The organism is Sorangium sp. So ce131 (assembly GCF_051519095.1).
Taxonomy (GTDB): Bacteria; Myxococcota_A; Polyangia; order Polyangiales; family Polyangiaceae; genus Sorangium.
The window spans coordinates 2,689,306-2,705,837 of the sequence record NZ_CP150455.1 but is presented as its reverse complement, the minus strand read 5'-3'; the positions used below and the strand labels follow the sequence as shown (position 1 = coordinate 2,705,837).

9 protein-coding genes are annotated in these 16,532 nt (G+C 70.1%); 4 read left to right on the top strand and 5 right to left on the bottom strand.

Features of this window, described 5'->3' with window-relative positions:
- The first annotated feature begins 67 nt into the window (after positions 1–67).
- From WMF43_RS10020 to WMF43_RS10005, 4 genes are read left to right on the top strand one after another with little or no spacing between them, the layout of a single operon-like run.
- Positions 68–1,744, top strand: coding sequence for a DUF1592 domain-containing protein (locus WMF43_RS10020; protein WP_437679267.1), 1,677 nt, complete (start codon positions 68–70; stop codon positions 1,742–1,744).
- A 43-nt stretch (positions 1,745–1,787) separates the two neighbouring features.
- On the top strand, positions 1,788–3,134 hold the full coding sequence (locus tag WMF43_RS10015) for a DUF1552 domain-containing protein (protein ID WP_437679266.1): 1,347 nt from the start codon (positions 1,788–1,790) through the stop codon (positions 3,132–3,134).
- Positions 3,135–3,172: 38 nt separating this feature from the next.
- On the top strand, positions 3,173–4,870 hold the full coding sequence (locus tag WMF43_RS10010; protein WP_437679265.1) for a DUF1592 domain-containing protein: 1,698 nt from the start codon (positions 3,173–3,175) through the stop codon (positions 4,868–4,870).
- Between the two features lie 13 nt (positions 4,871–4,883).
- Positions 4,884–6,233 carry a DUF1552 domain-containing protein gene (locus WMF43_RS10005; protein ID WP_437679264.1) on the top strand — a complete coding sequence of 450 codons (1,350 nt, stop codon included), beginning with the start codon at positions 4,884–4,886 and terminating at the stop codon, positions 6,231–6,233.
- A 131-nt stretch (positions 6,234–6,364) separates the two neighbouring features.
- Here the strand turns inward: WMF43_RS10005 and WMF43_RS10000 are convergent, their stop codons facing one another.
- The 5 genes from WMF43_RS10000 to WMF43_RS09980 all read right to left on the bottom strand — a co-directional run bounded on the left by WMF43_RS10000 (position 6,365) and on the right by WMF43_RS09980 (position 16,435).
- Positions 6,365–7,162 (bottom strand): YbhB/YbcL family Raf kinase inhibitor-like protein, encoded by a 798-nt coding sequence (locus WMF43_RS10000; RefSeq protein WP_437679263.1) that lies wholly within the window; start codon positions 7,160–7,162, stop codon positions 6,365–6,367.
- Positions 7,163–7,681: 519 nt separating this feature from the next.
- Entirely contained in the window at positions 7,682–12,592 is a 4,911-nt protein-coding gene (locus WMF43_RS09995) for an AAA family ATPase (RefSeq protein WP_437679262.1), read from the bottom strand.
- 365 nt (positions 12,593–12,957) lie between these two features.
- Positions 12,958–14,505 carry a hypothetical protein gene (locus WMF43_RS09990; RefSeq protein WP_437679261.1) on the bottom strand — a complete coding sequence of 516 codons (1,548 nt, stop codon included), beginning with the start codon at positions 14,503–14,505 and terminating at the stop codon, positions 12,958–12,960.
- A gap of 182 nt (positions 14,506–14,687) precedes the next feature.
- Positions 14,688–15,341, bottom strand: coding sequence for a bifunctional 4-hydroxy-2-oxoglutarate aldolase/2-dehydro-3-deoxy-phosphogluconate aldolase (locus WMF43_RS09985; protein ID WP_437679260.1), 654 nt, complete (start codon positions 15,339–15,341; stop codon positions 14,688–14,690).
- The gene (locus WMF43_RS09980; protein ID WP_437679259.1) at positions 15,338–16,435 is read right to left on the bottom strand and encodes a PfkB family carbohydrate kinase; all 1,098 of its coding nucleotides are present in this window, start codon (positions 16,433–16,435) and stop codon (positions 15,338–15,340) included. Before WMF43_RS09980 ends, WMF43_RS09985 begins: the two co-directional genes overlap by 4 nt.
- Positions 16,436–16,532 lie beyond the last annotated feature (97 nt).

Below are 16,532 nucleotides of genomic sequence, written 5' to 3'. Positions count from 1 at the left end.
TGCGCGGCGCAGGGCCGGAAGTCTCGGTGTGCGCCACGTGCATTCCACGTGAATGGCTGATCACCCGATGAGCAAGACCATGCCGCACGACACCGATCGCTCGGTACCGTTCCTCCGCCGCTCCCTTGCGGCGGGCATGTCCGCGATGGCGCTCCTCGGGCTGACGGCGGTCGCCTGTACGGGGCGGCTCGGCGACAACACGCCGCCCGACGACGTGGGCGGCGCGCCGGGGGAGCCGGCGGCGCAGGACTGCCGCGTCGCGCGGACGAGCCCCAGCGTCCTGCGCCGCCTGTCCAGGCTCGAGATCCAGCTGACCCTCCAGGATCTCTTCCAGCTCGCCGAGCCGCCCAGCGTGGACAACATCCCGGAGGACACGGGGCAAAACGGCTTCCGGACGATCGCGGCCCTCCAGAACGTGTCGGATCAGCACCTCCGCGCCTACCTGGCGGTGGCGGAGACGCTCGGGCAGGAGCTCATGGCGGACGAGGCGCGCCGGGCGCGTGTCATCGGCTGCGAGCCGGGCGCCGCCGATTGCCTCGCGAGCTTCGTCGGCCACTTCGGCAAGCTGGCCTATCGCCGGCCGCTGACCGCCGAGGAGGTGAGCGACCTGGCCGCGCGGGCGAACGAGGTCGCGCAGGACGAGCAGGACACGTTCCGGTTCGTGATCGAGGCGCTGCTCACCTCGCCCAGCTTCCTCTTCAGGGTCGAGGTCGGCGCAGGCGACGAGGAGACGTCGCCGCTGTCATCCCTCGAGCTCGCGTCGAGGCTGTCGTTCACGCTGTGGGGGCGCGCCCCGAGCGCACAGCTGCTCTCGCGGGCCGAGGCCGGCGAGCTCGACAGCCCGGAGGGCCTGCTCGAGATCGCCGAGGAGATGGTCGAAGACGAGCGGACGCAGATCTTCATCAACGCCTTCTTCAAGCAATGGCTCGGCTTCGAGGCGCTCCGCGCCCCGGTAAGCCCGGCGGAAGGATGGACGCCCGCCCTGCTCGACGACATGATCGCCGAGAGCGAGCGCGTCCTCGGCGAGCACGCCTTCACCCCCGACACCGACTTCCTCGACGCGCTCACCGCGAACTACACCTACGTCACCCCGGAGCTCGGGAAGTTCTACGGCCTCGAGGTGTCGGGCGACGGCACGACCCGCGTGGAGTTCCCGAGCGGCCACCACCGGGCGAACACGGGGCTGCTCACACACGCCAGCCTGATCAGCGCCAAGAGCGACGGCGACCTGATCTCGGTGCGCGGCAAGTGGCTCCGCGCGGCGTTCCTCTGCGAGCACCTCGAGATCCCCCCGGGGCTGCTCGAGCAGCTGGAGGGCGAGCTCTCGGGGCTCAGCTACATCGACGTCATCAAGAAGCGCAACACGCAGGCGGGGTGCGCCGGCTGCCACGCGCGGATCGACCCGATCGGCGTCGGGTTCGCCCAGTACGACAAGGAAGGGCGGTACGACGAGCGCGTCCGCATCGAGGAGTTCGGGCTGGAGCCGCGCTTCGAGGGCGCAGAGAACGAGTCGTTCGACTCGCTCGCCGCACTGGCGGCGGAGCTCCGCCGGAGCCCCCAGCTCGCCTCGTGCATCGCGGAGAAGCTGTTCATCTACACCCAGGGGCGCGAGCCGGAGGACGACGACCAGTGCGCGATCGACGCGGCCGCCAAGGGCTTCTCGCAGGGCGGCAACCGGTTCCGTTCGTTCCTGACCAACCTGGTGCAGTCCCCGGCGTTCCGCCTGCGGAGGGCGCCGGAGTGATGCGCCCGCCCAGCCGACAGCGCACTGGAGAGGAGAGTCGCCCGTGAAGATCTCGAGAAGAGCTCTGCTCCGCGGCGCCGGCGTCGCGGTCGCCCTGCCGTTCCTGGACGCGATGCGGCCGGAGCGCGCCAACGCCGCGCCCGCGGACCCGAAGCGCTTCGTGGCGTTCTTCGCCCCGAACGGCACCGATCCCGGCGCGTGGCACCCCCGCTCGGAAGGGGCGCTCTCGGCGGACAACCTGCCGCCGTGCCTCGTCGACATGAAGGGCTTCGCCGCCGAGCGCGAGTGGCCCGCCGGCGACGCCATCTGGCAGGACGTGACCATGGTGTCCGGCGTCAACCACCAGGCGATCTGCTCCGACATCCACAGCCCGGCGATGTCGCTCTGCGCCCACACCGACGGCGGCGGGCAGGCCGTTCCTCGCAAGGCCACGCTGGATCAGTACCTGGCCGATCACATCGCGAGCGAGACCCCGTACCGCAGCCTCAACCTGTCTCCCACCGGCGACACGGCCGTCACGCAGGGGTTCATCTCCTTCCGGGACGGCGGCCAGGTCGAGGACGCGTTCCGCGACCCGATCACCGTGTTCGACACGCTCTTCAGCGGCATGAGCAACCCGAGCGGGCAGATGGAGGACATCCGGCGGCGCCGCGCCAGCGTGCTCGACTGGGTGAGGGAGGACGCGCGGCGCCTGAACCAGCGCCTCGGCGCCGCGGACCGGGCGCGCGTGGAGCAGCACCTCGAGTCGGTGTTCGAGCTGGAGAGGCAGCTGCAGTCCACCACCGCGTCGAGCTGCGCCATCCCGAGCGCGCCCCCGGGGAGGCTCGATCTGCACGGCAAATTCAAGCAGATGATCGATCTCGGGATCCTCGCGCTCACCTGCGACCTGACGCGGGTGCTCATCCTGCAGTACTCGAACAGCTGGGATCTCAACTTCTCCGGGTACGATCTGCCGGACGGCGTCGGTGACTGGAGCGATCACTTCATCTCGCACAAGCTCGGCGATCGCGACCGCGCGACCGACCTCGACGGGCTGCCGCAGGCGGAGGCGTCGCGCATCGCCAACGCCCGCGTGGTCCAGACGTCGCGGTTCAAGGTGCGCCGGTTCGCCTACCTGCTCAACGCGATGAAGGCCGCCTCCACCCCGACCGGCAACCTGCTCGACGAGTCGCTCGTGCTCTACACGTCCGAGAACGGCGACGGGGACTCCCACGGTCGGGGCAACATGCCGTACATGCTCGCCGGGCACGTGGGGGGCTTCAAGACAGGCCGCGCGGTCAAGTCGAGCTCCGCCCCGACCGGCGCGCTGCACTGCTCCATCATCAATTACTTCGGCATCGAGCTCTCCGAGTACGGCGACCCGAAGAGCGGACCTATCCCCGGCCTTTGAGCCCTGCAGTCGATCGAGAGACGGTAGGAGGTCACAGCATGAACAACTCGGGATATCGTCGCTGGCGAGCCGGTCACGCACCCCTCGCGGCGCTCGCGCTGACGCTCGCGGCCGGGTGCGACCCGGGCGTGATAGGAGCGGCGGGTTCCGGGCCGGACGGCCTGGAGCCCCAGGGCACGTGCGGGGGGACCGAGCGGATCCTCGCGCCGCAGCGGCGGCTGACGCGCTTCGAATACAACAACACGGTGCGGGATCTGCTCGGGACCTCGCTCACGCCGGCCGATCAGTTCCCCGCGGACGAGATCGCGGGCGGGTTCAGCAACAACGCGTCCGTGCTGACCGTCTCGGCGCTGCACGCCGAGAAGTACCTCCTGGCCGCCGAGCAGCTCGCGGCCGAGGCCGTGGCCGGCGACCTCTCGGCGCTGCTCCCGTGTGATCCGGCGGCCGTCGAGGGGAACGTCGCGGAGGAGGAGGCGTGCGCGCGGCAGTTCGTCGAGGACTTCGGCCGCCGCGCGTACCGCCGGCGGCTCGAGCCGCAGGACGTCGATCGGCTGATGCGCGCCTACGCGGCGGGGCGCACGGGCGGGTCGCTGCGCGAGGGCGTCGAGGTGGTCATCCGGGCCGCGCTGCAGTCGCCGAAGTTCCTGTTCCGCCTGGAGCTGCGCCGCGATCTCGACGACGCCTCGCCGAAGGTGCGCCTCGATCCGTACGAGATGGCGTCGCGCCTGTCGTACCTCGTCTGGGCGTCGGCGCCCGACGACGCGCTGCTCGACGCCGCCGAGGCCGGCCTGCTCGAGACGCGCGAGCAGCTCGCCGAGCGGGCCCGCGAGATGCTGAAGAGCCCGCTGGCTCGCCTCGCCGTTGCGGAGTTCTACAAGCAATGGCTCAGCCTCGGGAAGCTCGAGACCATCGTCAAGGAGGAGGGCGCGTTCCCCGGGTACGACGAGGAGCTCGTCGCGGGGATGAGCGCGGAGACGCCCGCGTTCATCGAGCATGTCCTGTGGTCGGGGGACCGCAAGCTCTCGAGCCTGCTCACGTTGCCCATCGGCTTCGCGACCGAGTCGGTCGCCCGGCTGTACGGGGTGAACGTGCCGCCTGGATCGACAACGCCCCAGCTCGTGGATCTCCCGCCCGATCAGCGCGCGGGCGTGCTCACGCAGCCCGCGTTCCTCGCGGTGCACGCGCACCCCGATCAGACGTCTCCGGTCCTGCGTGGCAAGGCCATCCGGCAGAAGTTCATGTGCCAGGAGCCGCCGCCGCCGCCGCCCGACGTCGACCTCACGCTGCCCGAGGGCGAGGTGGGCGTCACCGCGCGCGAGCGGTTCTCGCAGCACTCCTCCGACGCCAGGTGCGCCGGCTGCCACGAGCTGATGGATCCCATCGGCTTCGCGTTCGAGAACTACGACTCCGTCGGCGCGTACCGCACCGAGGAGGGCGGGCAGGTCATCGACAGCTCCGGAGAGATCGTCCGGTCCGCGGACATGAACGGCCCGTTCGTCGGCGTCCGCGAGCTGGCGGAGAAGCTCGCCGGGAGCGCGGAGGTCCGCGACTGCCTCGCGACGCAATGGTTCCGCTTCACGGCAGGCCGCTTCGAGACCGACGGCGACGCGTGCTCGCTCGGCGAGCTGCGCGCGACGTTCAACGGCACCGAGGGCGATCTCGTGGAGCTCATCGTGGCCACGACCCAGACCGAGGCGTTCATGTACCGCAGCGCCATCGCGGCAGAGGAGAAGTGACATGAGAGCGCGCATGATTTCTCGACGGCGGCTGCTCCAGGGCACGCTGGCAGCGACGGCGGCGATCCCCCTCTTGAGCTCCGAGTTCGCCCGCGGGGACGAGAGCACCGCGCCGAAGCGCTTCGTGGTGTTCTACACGCCGAACGGCACGCTCGAGTCGGAGTGGATGCCCCGCGGCACGGAGACCAACTTCACGCTGGGCCCGCTCCTGGCCCCGCTGGAGCCGTTCAAGTCGAAGCTGCTCCCGTTCCGCGGGATCAACATGGACGTCGTCGTCAACTCGAACATCGGCTCCGAGCACGCGCGGGGCATCGGCGGCCTGCTCACGGGGCGGGCGCTGCTCCGGGGGAACTTCCGGAGCTTCAACTCGAGCAACGCGGGCTGGTCGTCGGGGATCTCGCTCGACCAGCACCTCGCGAAGACGCTGAACCCCGCGACGTTGTTCCGCACGCTGGAGCTCGGCGTCCAGGTCCGGGACGCGGAGGTGCGCGGTCGGATCTGTTATGCCGGGCCCGACCAGCCGATCCCGCCGCGCGAGGACCCCTACGACACGTTCGCGCAGCTCTTCGCCGCCGCGCCGCCGGACCAGGGCGGCGCAGACGCGCTGGATCGCCTCCGCGCCCAGCGACGGACGGTGTTCGATCTCCTCCGCGAGGACATCGCGGACGTGCGGCCCCGCATCGGCGCGGAGGATCGGATCAAGCTCGACGCGCACATGCAGGCGATCCGGGACATCGAGGGGCGCCTGGCCGGCGGCGGCACCTCCCCCACGACCCCGACCACGACCTGCACGCCGCCGGCGCTGGGGGAGCGCATCGACCTCTCGGACGACGCGAACATGCCCGCCATCGGCAAGCTCCAGATGGACATGGCGGCCGCGGCGCTCGCGTGCGACCTCACCCGGATCGTCACGATCCAGTGGTCGTACGCCGAGAGCGAGCACCTCTATCCGTTCCTCAACCTGAGGGGCAATCACCACGCCATCTCGCACCAGTGGGACACGCAGGGCAAGGCGCAGTACTCGATGATCCACACCTGGCTCGCGGAGCAGCTCGCCTACCTGCTCGGCAAGCTCGACTCCTACGCGGAGGGGGATCGCACGCTGCTCGACAACACCGTCGTGCTGTGGGTCACGGAGATCAGCGAGTCGACGCAGCACGCGCTCACGAACATGCCGTTCTTGCTCGCGGGCAGCGCGGGCGGGGTCTTCCGCACCGGCCGCTTCATCGATTACCTCGCGAACGGCGGCTCCCCGCGCCAGCACAACGATCTGCTGCTCACGATCGCGAACGCGATGGGGACCAACGACACGACCTTCGGCGACCCGGAGTTCAGCAGCGGCCCGCTGCCCGGGCTCACCTAACCGGTCAAGCCCGTTCCGGCCGGGCGGACACAGGTCCCTCCGATCCCGCGACGTCCTCTTCCGACGCCCCATCGACGTCACCCGCGACGCAGGAGCAGCGGGCTCCTGCGCGCGGGCTCAGGTGTCACGGATCAGCGCCGAGGGCGAGCGTCCGAGGTACCGCTGAGCGCGGTCATCCCGATGTCGTGCTCGAGGATCGCAGCCTCGACGGCCTGGACGTTGTTCAGGTTGCCCGGCAGCGAGGCGACGTCGAGCGCGAAGATGCGGAACTCGTAGGTGTCCGTGTTCGTGGTGTTGCCGATCGCGTTGGGGCAAGGCCCGAAATACTTGTTGGCCGGCGCGCTGGTGAACGGGTTCGCCGGGCTCTTCTGCTTGGCCGCGACCGGGGTGGTCAGCGTGGCGCCGGCCGGGAGCGCCCCGGGGAGGGACGTCACGCTCGCCGGGATGTCATAGATGGCATAGTGATAGCCGTTCGGGTTCGGCGGTGACATGGAGGTCAGCGTCGTGTCGAGGAACAGGATGGCGTAGCTCATCGTGCCCGCGGGCCCAGGGGTCCACGTGAGCGGGGGCGACTCGTCGACGCCAGCGCAGGTGTGCTCGGGGGGGATGGGCTGCCCAGGCGTGATCTTCTCGCTCGTCAGCCTGAACTCCGCCTGATCTCCTCCCCCGTCCCCGCCCGCTCCGCCGCCCCCTTCTCCGGGACCCACGATGTCTCCGCCGCCCCCGCCGTCACCGCCGCCGCCGGTGCCCCCGGGCGTCGTGGTGCCGCTGCTGGTCGTGCTGCCGGAGCCAGAGGTCGTCGCGCCGCTGGTGCCGGTCGTGCCGCTGGTGCCGGTCGGCTCCCCGCCCCCGCCGTCGTCGCCGCAGTTGGCCAGGAGGAGCGAGAAACAACCGAGCAAAGCGAGCGTAAGCTTGTGACGTTCGAGCATGTTGACCTCCGGACAGCGGCGGCGAGGGCGCCGGCCGGCGGCGTGCCGGCCGTGGCGCCCTGCGAACCTCCCGCGTCGAAGCCACGTTATACCCCAACAGGCGATCCGTGCAGCCGTGATCAGAAAACCTCAGGCCGGGAATTACATTCTCAAGCAGCAAGGGCGGCGGAGATCTCACCGCAGCTCCGATTCAGTTATCCATCTCGATCAGAATCCCGCTGTGCAGTGGGCCTGTCGGGGAGATCCCCGATGTGCGTCACTCGCTTGCTCGGCACTGCTGCGCTTGCGTGCTGGCAGCTCGCCTGACTCCGAGCATCACAAGACTGGCCAGGGAGCCCGAGAGATTTCAACGCAAAGGCGCAAAGGCGCAAAGACGCAAACCAGAATTTTCTCTGTATTTTTGCGTCTTTGCGCCTTTGCGCCTTTGCGTTAAATTTCTTTTCTCTCACTCGGCAGGGGCGTGCCCGAAGCCAGCTTCGACAGGCCGTGATGCGTGGATGCCGGATTCGTGGATGCCGGTCAGCGCGGGAGGGCGGCGAGGCTTCGCATGCAGAACTTGAGCGCCTCGCGCAGGGTGGCGTGGGTGCCCAGGGCGCGCAGGTCGATGTCGAGCGACGTCATGGTCCGGGCGACCGCGGGGCGGATCCCGGTGACGATCGCCCGGACGCCCAGGAGATCGACGGCGCGCACGATACGAACGAGGTGATCGGCGACGGCCTCGTCGATGCCCTCGACGCCGGTGGTGTCGAGGATGGCGAAGCGGACGTTGCCGCGCGCGACCGCGTTCAGCAGGCTGTGCATCAGCTCGTCGGCGCGCTCGCGGTCCAGGGCGCCGATGAGCGGCACCGCCAGCACGCCGTCCCAGACCTGGAGGATGGGCGCGGAGAGGGCGTGAATGACCTCGCGCTGCTGCTCGATGAGGGCGCGCTGCTCCAGCATCCTCTCCTCCTGCTCGCGCTCCCGCGCGGCGTAGAGGTCGCCGAGCTGGGCGTGCGCCGAGCTCAGCTCGGCGTGCGCCTCCCGGAGCTCGGCCGTGCGGGCCTCCACCTTCTCCTCGAGCTCGGCGAAGAGGCGGGCGTTCTCCAGCGAGACCGCCACCTGCGTCGAGAGCAGGCCGAGGAGCTCGACGCGATCACGCGTGAAGGCGGCGCGGGCGAGCGAGTTCTCCAGGTAAACGATCCCGACGACGCGACCCTGATGCAGGATGGGTGAGGCGAGCAGCGATCTCGGCTGAGCAGACCGGATATAGGGGTCGGCGCCGAAGGACACATGGCTCGGGGCGTCGTCGACGACGACGCTCTCCTCGGTCCGCGCGACGTACTGGACCACGCTCGCGGCCAGGTCGGGGCGGGACTCCAGCGGGGCCGAGGCGACCCGCTCGAAGCGGTCGACCGCGACGTCGCCGGCGGCCTCGATGGTGAGGCGGCCGTCGTGCTTCAGGATCAGGAAGCCGCGGCGCGCGCCGGCGTTCTCGACCATGATGCGCATCAGCGCCTCGAGCAGCCGGGGCAGGACGATCTCCCCCGCGAGGGCCTGGGAGGCCTTGAGCACGCTGCGCAGATCGAGGTCCTCCCTGACGACGACCGGCGCGCTGGGGGCGACGGCGACGGCGGGCACGTCGCGCTTGAAGAGATCGGGATAGGCGCGCTCGAGGCGGGTCATGGCGCTCTGGGCGCCCCAGCGCGCATACCGGGCGTGGGCCTCGGTCATGTAGGCGCGCGCGACCGTGGTCCTCCCGAGGTGGAGGCAGAAGCGCGCGCAGAGCTCGTTGCCGAGCGCGACGTCGCTCAGATAGCCGCGCTCGTCCGCCGCGCGGATGCCCTCATCATAGAGGTCCATGGCGAGGTGCCTGTCGCCGCTCACCCGCGCGAGCTCGGCCGCGAGCAGGAGGTGGCGGTGCTTCATGTTGTCGGGGGCGTGGCTCGCCCAGAACGCAACCTTGTCGCCGAACGCGCGGGCCTTCGCGAGGTACTTCTCCCGGGTCTCCGGATCGGCGCTGTCGGCCGCCTGGATCAGGGCGACGCCCCCGTAGAAATGGAATGGCGGGTTGCCCTGCCAGCCCGCGATGCCGATGATGGTGGGGTTCGCCTCGAACGCGAGCGCCGCCGCCCCGGCGTAATCGCCCTGGAACAGCCGCAGGACGAGGCGGTAGAAGAGGGCGAAGAAGATCGAGGCCTGGTTGTTGATGCTGGCCGCGGCCGCGATGATCTCGTGGATCTCGATCCACTCCCCGGAGAGGTCCGTCGGGCCCGGAGCCGGGCTCATGAGGTTCTCGCAGAGCTGGCCGATGGCGCTGACCATCCACGTGATGAAGTTCCACTTGTCGTACTTCCGCAGGGGGAGCAGCGACCGCGACTCGGCCTTGAGCTCGGCGAGCGGCATGCCGAGGAGGAGGCTCGCCGTGTTCGCGTTGACCATGCAGTAGAACGTCCAGATGTACTGCCCGGTCTCCAGGCCGGTGTGGATGCCGGAGAAGAGGAACTCACGCCCCCGGGCGTAGCTCGTCTTCCAGTGCATGACGAAGCCGCCCCACATGCACGCGAGGATCGGGTCGTTCCGCTTGTCGTGATAACGCCGGTTGATCTCGACCGCGGCCTCGCCGAAGGCATAACCGAGATCGATCCGCCCTCGGACACACAGGATCTGGCCGAAGACGACGTAGGCGAAGACCGAGCTCTGCGAGTAGCCGTATTGCACGGTGTCCCGCAGGATCTTCATCACGCAGAAACCGAAGTTGTTGCTCGCGAGGAAGTAGCAGGACGAGATCATCTCCTCGAGCACGCTGTGCAGGACGGCGATCTCGGGGTCGGCGAGCATCGGCAGGTCGCAGAGCGACTCCATCGAGCGGCCCTCGATGAACTTCAGCGTCGCCTCCACGTCGCCGGCGACCGCCTCGTCCGAGGGGAAGGGCGGGAGATCGATCCCGAAGGCGCGCAGCGCCACGAGCCCTTCGAGGAGCGCGGTGTGCAGATCGCCCTTGAGGATATGCACCCTCACCTTGAGCCCGTAAGCCCGCGTCTTGTCGAGCCGGCTCCCCCCGTGGACCACGGCCTGGTCCAGCGTGGCGAGGGCGTCGTCCGGGCGGCCGGAGAGCGCCTGCATCAGGCCCATCTTGGTGGTGATCGCGAAGCTGAGCTCGTACTCCGTCGCCCAGGGATCGTCGGGGAGGCGCGCGATCCCCTCGCCCAGGTACTTGAGCGCGGCGTCGAAGGCCGAGCTCTCCTCCGCCCGCTCGGCCGCGCGGAGGTTCATGCGCGCGAGCTCGAGGCGCGCCGCGGGCTCGCGGATCAGGTCACCGGCGCGGTTCAGGTGGTTCACGACGTCGAAGAGCGCGCGCGCGTCGGCCCCGAGCTGCTTCTGGAGGAGCACCCCGATGCGGTGATGGAGCCCCGGCCGCTCCGGGGCCGGGATCATCGAGTAGGCGGCCTCCTGGATCTTGTCGTGGACGAAGCGGTGGAGCGCGCCGTCGCTCGTGATGAGCTCTTCCTTCAGCGCCGGCTCGACGCGCGCGTAGAACTCGTCGACGGAGCACCCGCTGATGATCGAGAGCGTGCCCAGGTCGAAGCGGTTGCCGATGGCCGACGCGACCTCCAGCGCCTCCTGCGTGGGCTGGGGCAGGCGGCGGATGTTGCTCGCCATGAGGTCGAGGACGTTGTCCGTGTACTCGAGGGAGCTTATCGCCGTGAGGTCCCATGACCAGCGGCCGGCCTGATCGAAGGTGAGCGCGCCGCTGTCGTGGATCGATCGGAGGAAGCGCTTGATGAAGAACGGGTTGCCGCCGGTCTTCTTCAGCACGAGCGCCGCGAGCTGCTTGCCGTCCGAGCGCCCGAGGCTGTCGTTGACGAGCGCCGTGACGTGCGCGAGCTCCAGCGGGGTGAGCACGATGGACTCGATCTCGACGCCGCCCTTCCGGAGGTCCTCCACGGCGCGGATGAAGGGGTGCGCGGCGCTCACCTCGTTGTCGCGGTAGGCGCCGCAGAAGAAGAAGGCCCCGAGCCCGTCGCCCTCGAGCAGCGCGTTGACGAGGCTCAGGCTCGCGGCGTCGATCCACTGGAGGTCGTCGAGGAAGAGGACGACGGGGCGCCCCTGCCCCGTGAACACCGAGACGAAGCGCTGGAAGGTGAGGTTCAGGCGGTTCTGCGCCTCGACGGGGCCGAGGGCGGGCACGGGCGGCTGCTCGCCGATGAGGTACCCGAGCGCGGGGAGGACCTCGCAGATGACCTGCGCGTTGCTCCCCAGCCCCTGGATCATCGCCTCACGCCAGCGCGCGATGCGCTCCTCGCTCTCGGACAGGATCTGCCGGAGCAGCGCGTCGAACGCCTGGAGCACCGGGCCGAGCGGCCGATCCCGGTTGTACTGGTCGTACTTGCCGCTGATGTAATACCCCTTCTCCCGCGCGAGGGGCTTCAGGATCTCCTGCACGAGCGACGACTTGCCGATGCCCGAATAACCGGAGACGAGGACGACCTTGCGCGCGCCGCCGAGGACGCCGAAGAAGGCGTCGGTGAGGCGCTGGATGCTCTCCTCGCGGCCGTAGAGCCGCTGGTGGATCTGGAGCACGTACGCCGCGTCGCGCTGGCCGAGCTCGAAGCGATCGAGGCGGCCCTGCGCGAGGCGCCGCCGGCACTCGAGCAGATCGGCGAGGAGGCCGCCCGCGGATTGATAACGGTCCTCCGCGTTCTTGGAGAGCAGCTTGATGACCAGATCGCCGAGCGGGGGCGGCACGGCGGCGTTGCGCGCCGTCGGGTGCTCGGGGACGAGGGCGATGTGGGCGTGGATGAGCTCGAGCGGGTCGCTCGCCTCGAAGGGCAGGCTGCCGGTGAGCATCCGGTAGAAGAGCACGCCGAGCGAGTAGAGGTCCGAGCGGTGGTCGACGCTGCGGTTCATCCGGCCTGTCTGCTCGGGCGAGAGGTAAGGCAACACGTCGGACAGGACAGCCTCGCTGTACAGCGACTCTCCCTCCTGGGTGACCGCGGCGTCGACCCCGTAGTTCAGGATCCGCACCTGGCCGTCGCCGGAGACGACGAAGCTCCTCGGCCGGATGGCGCCGTGCACGATGTCGTGCCCGTGCAGCACGCGCACCGCCTCGGTCATGGCGATGGCGAGATCGAGGCACTTGCCGACGTCGAGCCGGCCGTGCGCGGCGAGGAATTGCCCGAGCTCCTCTCCGACGGTGTCCTCGAACACGAGGACGAGGTCGCCGTCGTGCTCCTCCACGCCGTGCACCTTGACGACACGATCGGACTCGATCCGCGCAATGTGCTTGTACTCGTGCTTGAGGCGGGCGCGATCCACGACACGCGAGCCGCCGGCGCCGAGCACCTTGAGCACCACGGGGGCGCCGTCGCTCGCGCGGACGGCGCGGTAGCGGGGCGAGTCGCCGCTCGGGTCGAAGTGGATGACGGAGTGGTAGCTGGGTAAGGTGAGCATTGCCGACATTGCGAGACCGCCGCGCCGGCTGGCGGGCCGGCGTATAAGTGTGATGGTCGCCCCTGCCTCGACCGCACGGGCCCGCTACGGGGTAGGACAACGGCCTTGGGGCGATGTGGGCTAGCGGCGACGAACCGGAACGGGAGATGCCGAGGAGAAGAGCACATCCCGGCGTGTACCGGAGCCAGTTCACCCCCCCGAGCTCATGAGCAGCGAAAATTTACCACGGCTGGATCGAGCCGGGCAAGAGGCGATGAAACGCCGCGGAGCGCTCCCACGCGCGGCTGAGATCATCCGGAGGATCGACGCCGCGGGGTCCGGTCACACACAGGGGCGCCTGGCGCGCCCCATTCCCCACATGAGGTCTAAAAGAAGCAATAGGCAGAGAACTTGAAGCGGTGGTTGAGCGCGGTCACGTCGTCGGCGAAGGTCTGCTCGGAGCGCTGGTACGACAGGCCCAGGCGGACGGCAGGCGTGACGTCGGCGAACAGATTGCCATCGATGTAGCGCGACTCGCGGAACGCGGTGCGGAGGGCGCTGTAGCCGTTCTCCGCCGTCACCCGGTCCGACCACCCCTGGGTGTAGTTGACGGAGGCGGAGACGCGCCCCGAGGGGGGGAGATAGTACTGGAGCCCCACCATCATGCCTTTCCAGCCGATCGTCTTCAGGCGGCCGTTCGCGTCGTAGACCGCGAGGCCGTTGTCGATGTTCGGCGTGTAGACCGCCTCGTCGGGGAGCGGCGCGTGCGGCACGTTGTTGGCGACGCCGGCCATGTCGGAGACGCCGGTGCCGGCGAAGAACGAGCCGGTGAGCGTCAGCGCGTTGCCGGGATCGTCCAGCGCGCTCGCCGGGATGATGGGGACCAGCGCGTCGACGGAGATCCCGTAGCCGTTCGCCGAATTCGAGTCGACCGGAGCGGCCGAGTGCTCGTTGACCCTGAAGTGGCGGAAGACGCCCGAGACGCCGAGGGTCAGCGGGTCGATCAACATCCCCCCGGCGCCGAGCGTGTGGATGCCCTTCCAGCCGTTGAGGCCGAAGCGCAGCCCCGCCTGCAGGTCGGGCACCTCGGAGTCGCGCTGCGGCGGCTTCACGGCGGCGACCGCGATCTCCACGTTGGAGGGCTCGGTCTTGAAGGTGTGGCCGACGCGCAGCTGCGGCATCCGCCCGAAGACCTGGTTCATCACCGGGAAGAAGGACGTGGTGGCCGGGAAGAAGAACGGCTGCCATCCGAACAGGTGATACGTCTGGCCGAGCAGCACGTCGACGTACTCCGATTCCACCTTGAGGTTGGCCTGACGCAGGCGGAAGGTGCCGTTGCTCACCAGCGAGGCCTCGGAGATGCCGGGCGGCTGGTTGCCGAAGAAGTCGAGCTCCAGGACGGCGGTGGTCTTGATCCCCGCGTACTCCGGCGCGCTCACCTTGACGCCGAACCTGGAGTTGCGCGTCGTGAAATGCGTGCGGCCGTGTGACCCAGCATAGGTGTCGTCGCGCTGGATCACCGTGGCCCCCACCGACTCGCCGAAGCTCTGGGTGGAGTCGTGCATGACGTCGAACTCCGCCATCCCGTAGATCGAGGCCTTCCACTTCGAGGTCACGGGGACGGGGATCGCGGCGGCGGGCTTGGCCAGCTCCGCCGGGGGGGCCGGCGGCGGCGCCGCGGCCGCGGCCTCGGTCCCCGGCAGCGGCGGCGGCGTGGCCGGCGCCTGCGTGCCCGTCGGCACCTGCGTCATGCCGGCGTCGGCCGGCTGGGGGGCTTGTGTCGCCGCCGGCTGGCCCGGCGCTGCCGCCGCCGGGGGAGGCGTCGCGCCCGGAGGAGACACCGCCGGCGCCGGCGGGGGGGTCTGGGCGTGCGCCGCCGCCACGACGAAGAAAATCGACGCACCGAATAGGTTCGCAACCTTCGATTGGATCATGTTCGAAGCCCCTGGGTTATCGAGGGTGCCGGGATGGCCCGCTGGCACCGTAAGTCATTGATTTTACTTACGTTTCTGTCTCACACCGCGCCGGTCGCGGCGCGCGGCGCCGCGTCGATCTCCGCCGTCGGCGCTGGCCGCGACCGAGTCGACGAACGGCGATCGCGCCCCCCGCGCGCGCTTCAATCCGGGCGGCCCGCGTCGCGGAACGCGCGGGCGCGGGCGACGAGCTCCTCGCGCCGCCCCTCGCGGAGGAGCTTGAGGTCCACGAGGTTGCCGCCGACGCCGACCGCCACCGCGCCCGCCGCGAGGAACGCGCCCACGTTCTGGAGCGTCACGCCGCCGGTGGGCATGAGCGGGATATGCGGCAGCGGCGCCTTGAGCGACTTCAGGTACGACGCGCCGCCGAGGGCGTCGCAGGGGAACACCTTCACGACGTCCCCGCCCGCCCGGTGCGCCGCCACGACCTCGGTGGGCGTGAGCGCGCCGGGGGCGTGCACGATGTCCATCGCGCGGCACGCCTTCGCCGTCGGCTCGTCCAGCGCGGGGCTGACGACGAAGCGCGCCCCGGCCTCGACGCACGCCTCGGCGGTGCGGGCGTCGAGCACGGTGCCCGCGCCGACGAGCGCCCGATCGCCGTGGCGCGCGGCGACCTCGCGCACGACCTCCACCGCGCCGGGCACGGTCATCGTGATCTCGAGCACGTCGATGCCGCCCTCGAGCAGGGCCTCGACGGCCTGGAGCGCCTCGTCGGCCGAACCCGCGCGCACGACAGGGACGATCCGCGTGTGCGCGATCCACGCGAGCACCTCTTGCTTGCTCCTCGTCCCGCTCATCGATCCACCCGCGCCGTGCCCATCTTCATCGCCTTGAGTACCTCGTCGAGGGTCGCCATCGTCGTGTCGCCGGGCGTCGTCATCGCGAGCGCCCCGTGCGCCGCGCCGCAGTCGACGGCCCACTGCGGCCCCTTGCCCGCCAAGAATCCGTAGAGGAGGCCCGAGGCGAACGAGTCGCCGCCGCCCACGCGGTCGAAGATCTCGAGGTCCTTGCGCTCGGGCGCCTGGTAGAGCCGGCCGCCCTGGTACAGCACCGCGCTCCAGTCGTTGCGCGTCGCGGAGGTCGCCACGCGCAGGGTCGTCGCGACGGCCTGGATGTTCGGGAACGCCGCGACGACGCGCTCGATCATCGCCGCGAACGCGCCGACGTGCAGCTTGGCGTGCCCCTCGTCGAGGTCCTCCACCTCGAAGCCGAGGGCCGCGGTGAAGTCCTCCTCGTTGCCCAGCATGACGTCGACGTACGGCGCGAGCGCGCGGTTGACCTCGCGCGCGCGGGCCTGGCCGCCGATCGACTTCCAGAGCGAGGGGCGGTAGTTGAGGTCGTACGAGACGACGACGCCGTGCCGGCGGGCCGCCTCCATGGCCTCCTTCGCCACGCCCGGGGTGGTCTCGGACAGGGCGGCGAAGATGCCGCCGGTGTGGAACCACCTCGCGCCCTCGCGGCCGAAGATTGCATCCCAGTCGACGTCGCCGGCCTTGAGCTGCGACGCGGCGGTGTGACCGCGGTCCGAGACGCCGACCGCACCGCGGATGCCGAAGCCCCGCTCGGTGAAGTTCAGCCCGTTGCGCACGGTCCGCCCCACGCCGTCGTGCGGGACCCAGCGCAGGTGCGTGAGGTCCACGCCGCCCTGCAGCATGAGGTCCTCGATGAGGCGGCCGACGGGGTTGTCCGCGAGGGCGGTCACGATGGCCGACCTGAGGCGGAAGCAGCGGCGCAGGCCGCGGGCGACGTTGTACTCGCCGCCGCCCTCCCAGGCGTGGAAGCTGCGGGTGGTCGAGATCCGCCCGTCGCCGGGATCGAGGCGCAGCATGACCTCGCCCAGGGAGACGAGGTCCCAGCGACAGGCGGCAGGATCGCGGAGCGTGAAGGACATGATTTACCGGCAGGGGCGCAGGCCGCGGGGCGGGAGCGCTGGAGCGAGGGGGACGGTGTCGAGGTCCGCTGCGACGGCGGAGCGGCGCCGGGGCGCG

Coding starts and splice junctions, on each gene's coding strand:
- WMF43_RS10020 (WP_437679267.1), top strand. CDS start 68: ATGAGCAAGACCATGCCGCACGACACCGATCGCTCGGTACCGTTCCTC.
- WMF43_RS10010 (WP_437679265.1), top strand. CDS start 3,173: ATGAACAACTCGGGATATCGTCGCTGGCGAGCCGGTCACGCACCCCTC.
- WMF43_RS10005 (WP_437679264.1), top strand. CDS start 4,884: ATGATTTCTCGACGGCGGCTGCTCCAGGGCACGCTGGCAGCGACGGCG.
- WMF43_RS10000 (WP_437679263.1), bottom strand. CDS start 7,162: ATGCTCGAACGTCACAAGCTTACGCTCGCTTTGCTCGGTTGTTTCTCG.
- WMF43_RS09995 (WP_437679262.1), bottom strand. CDS start 12,592: ATGCTCACCTTACCCAGCTACCACTCCGTCATCCACTTCGACCCGAGC.
- WMF43_RS09990 (WP_437679261.1), bottom strand. CDS start 14,505: ATGATCCAATCGAAGGTTGCGAACCTATTCGGTGCGTCGATTTTCTTC.
- WMF43_RS09985 (WP_437679260.1), bottom strand. CDS start 15,341: ATGAGCGGGACGAGGAGCAAGCAAGAGGTGCTCGCGTGGATCGCGCAC.
- WMF43_RS09980 (WP_437679259.1), bottom strand. CDS start 16,435: ATGTCCTTCACGCTCCGCGATCCTGCCGCCTGTCGCTGGGACCTCGTC.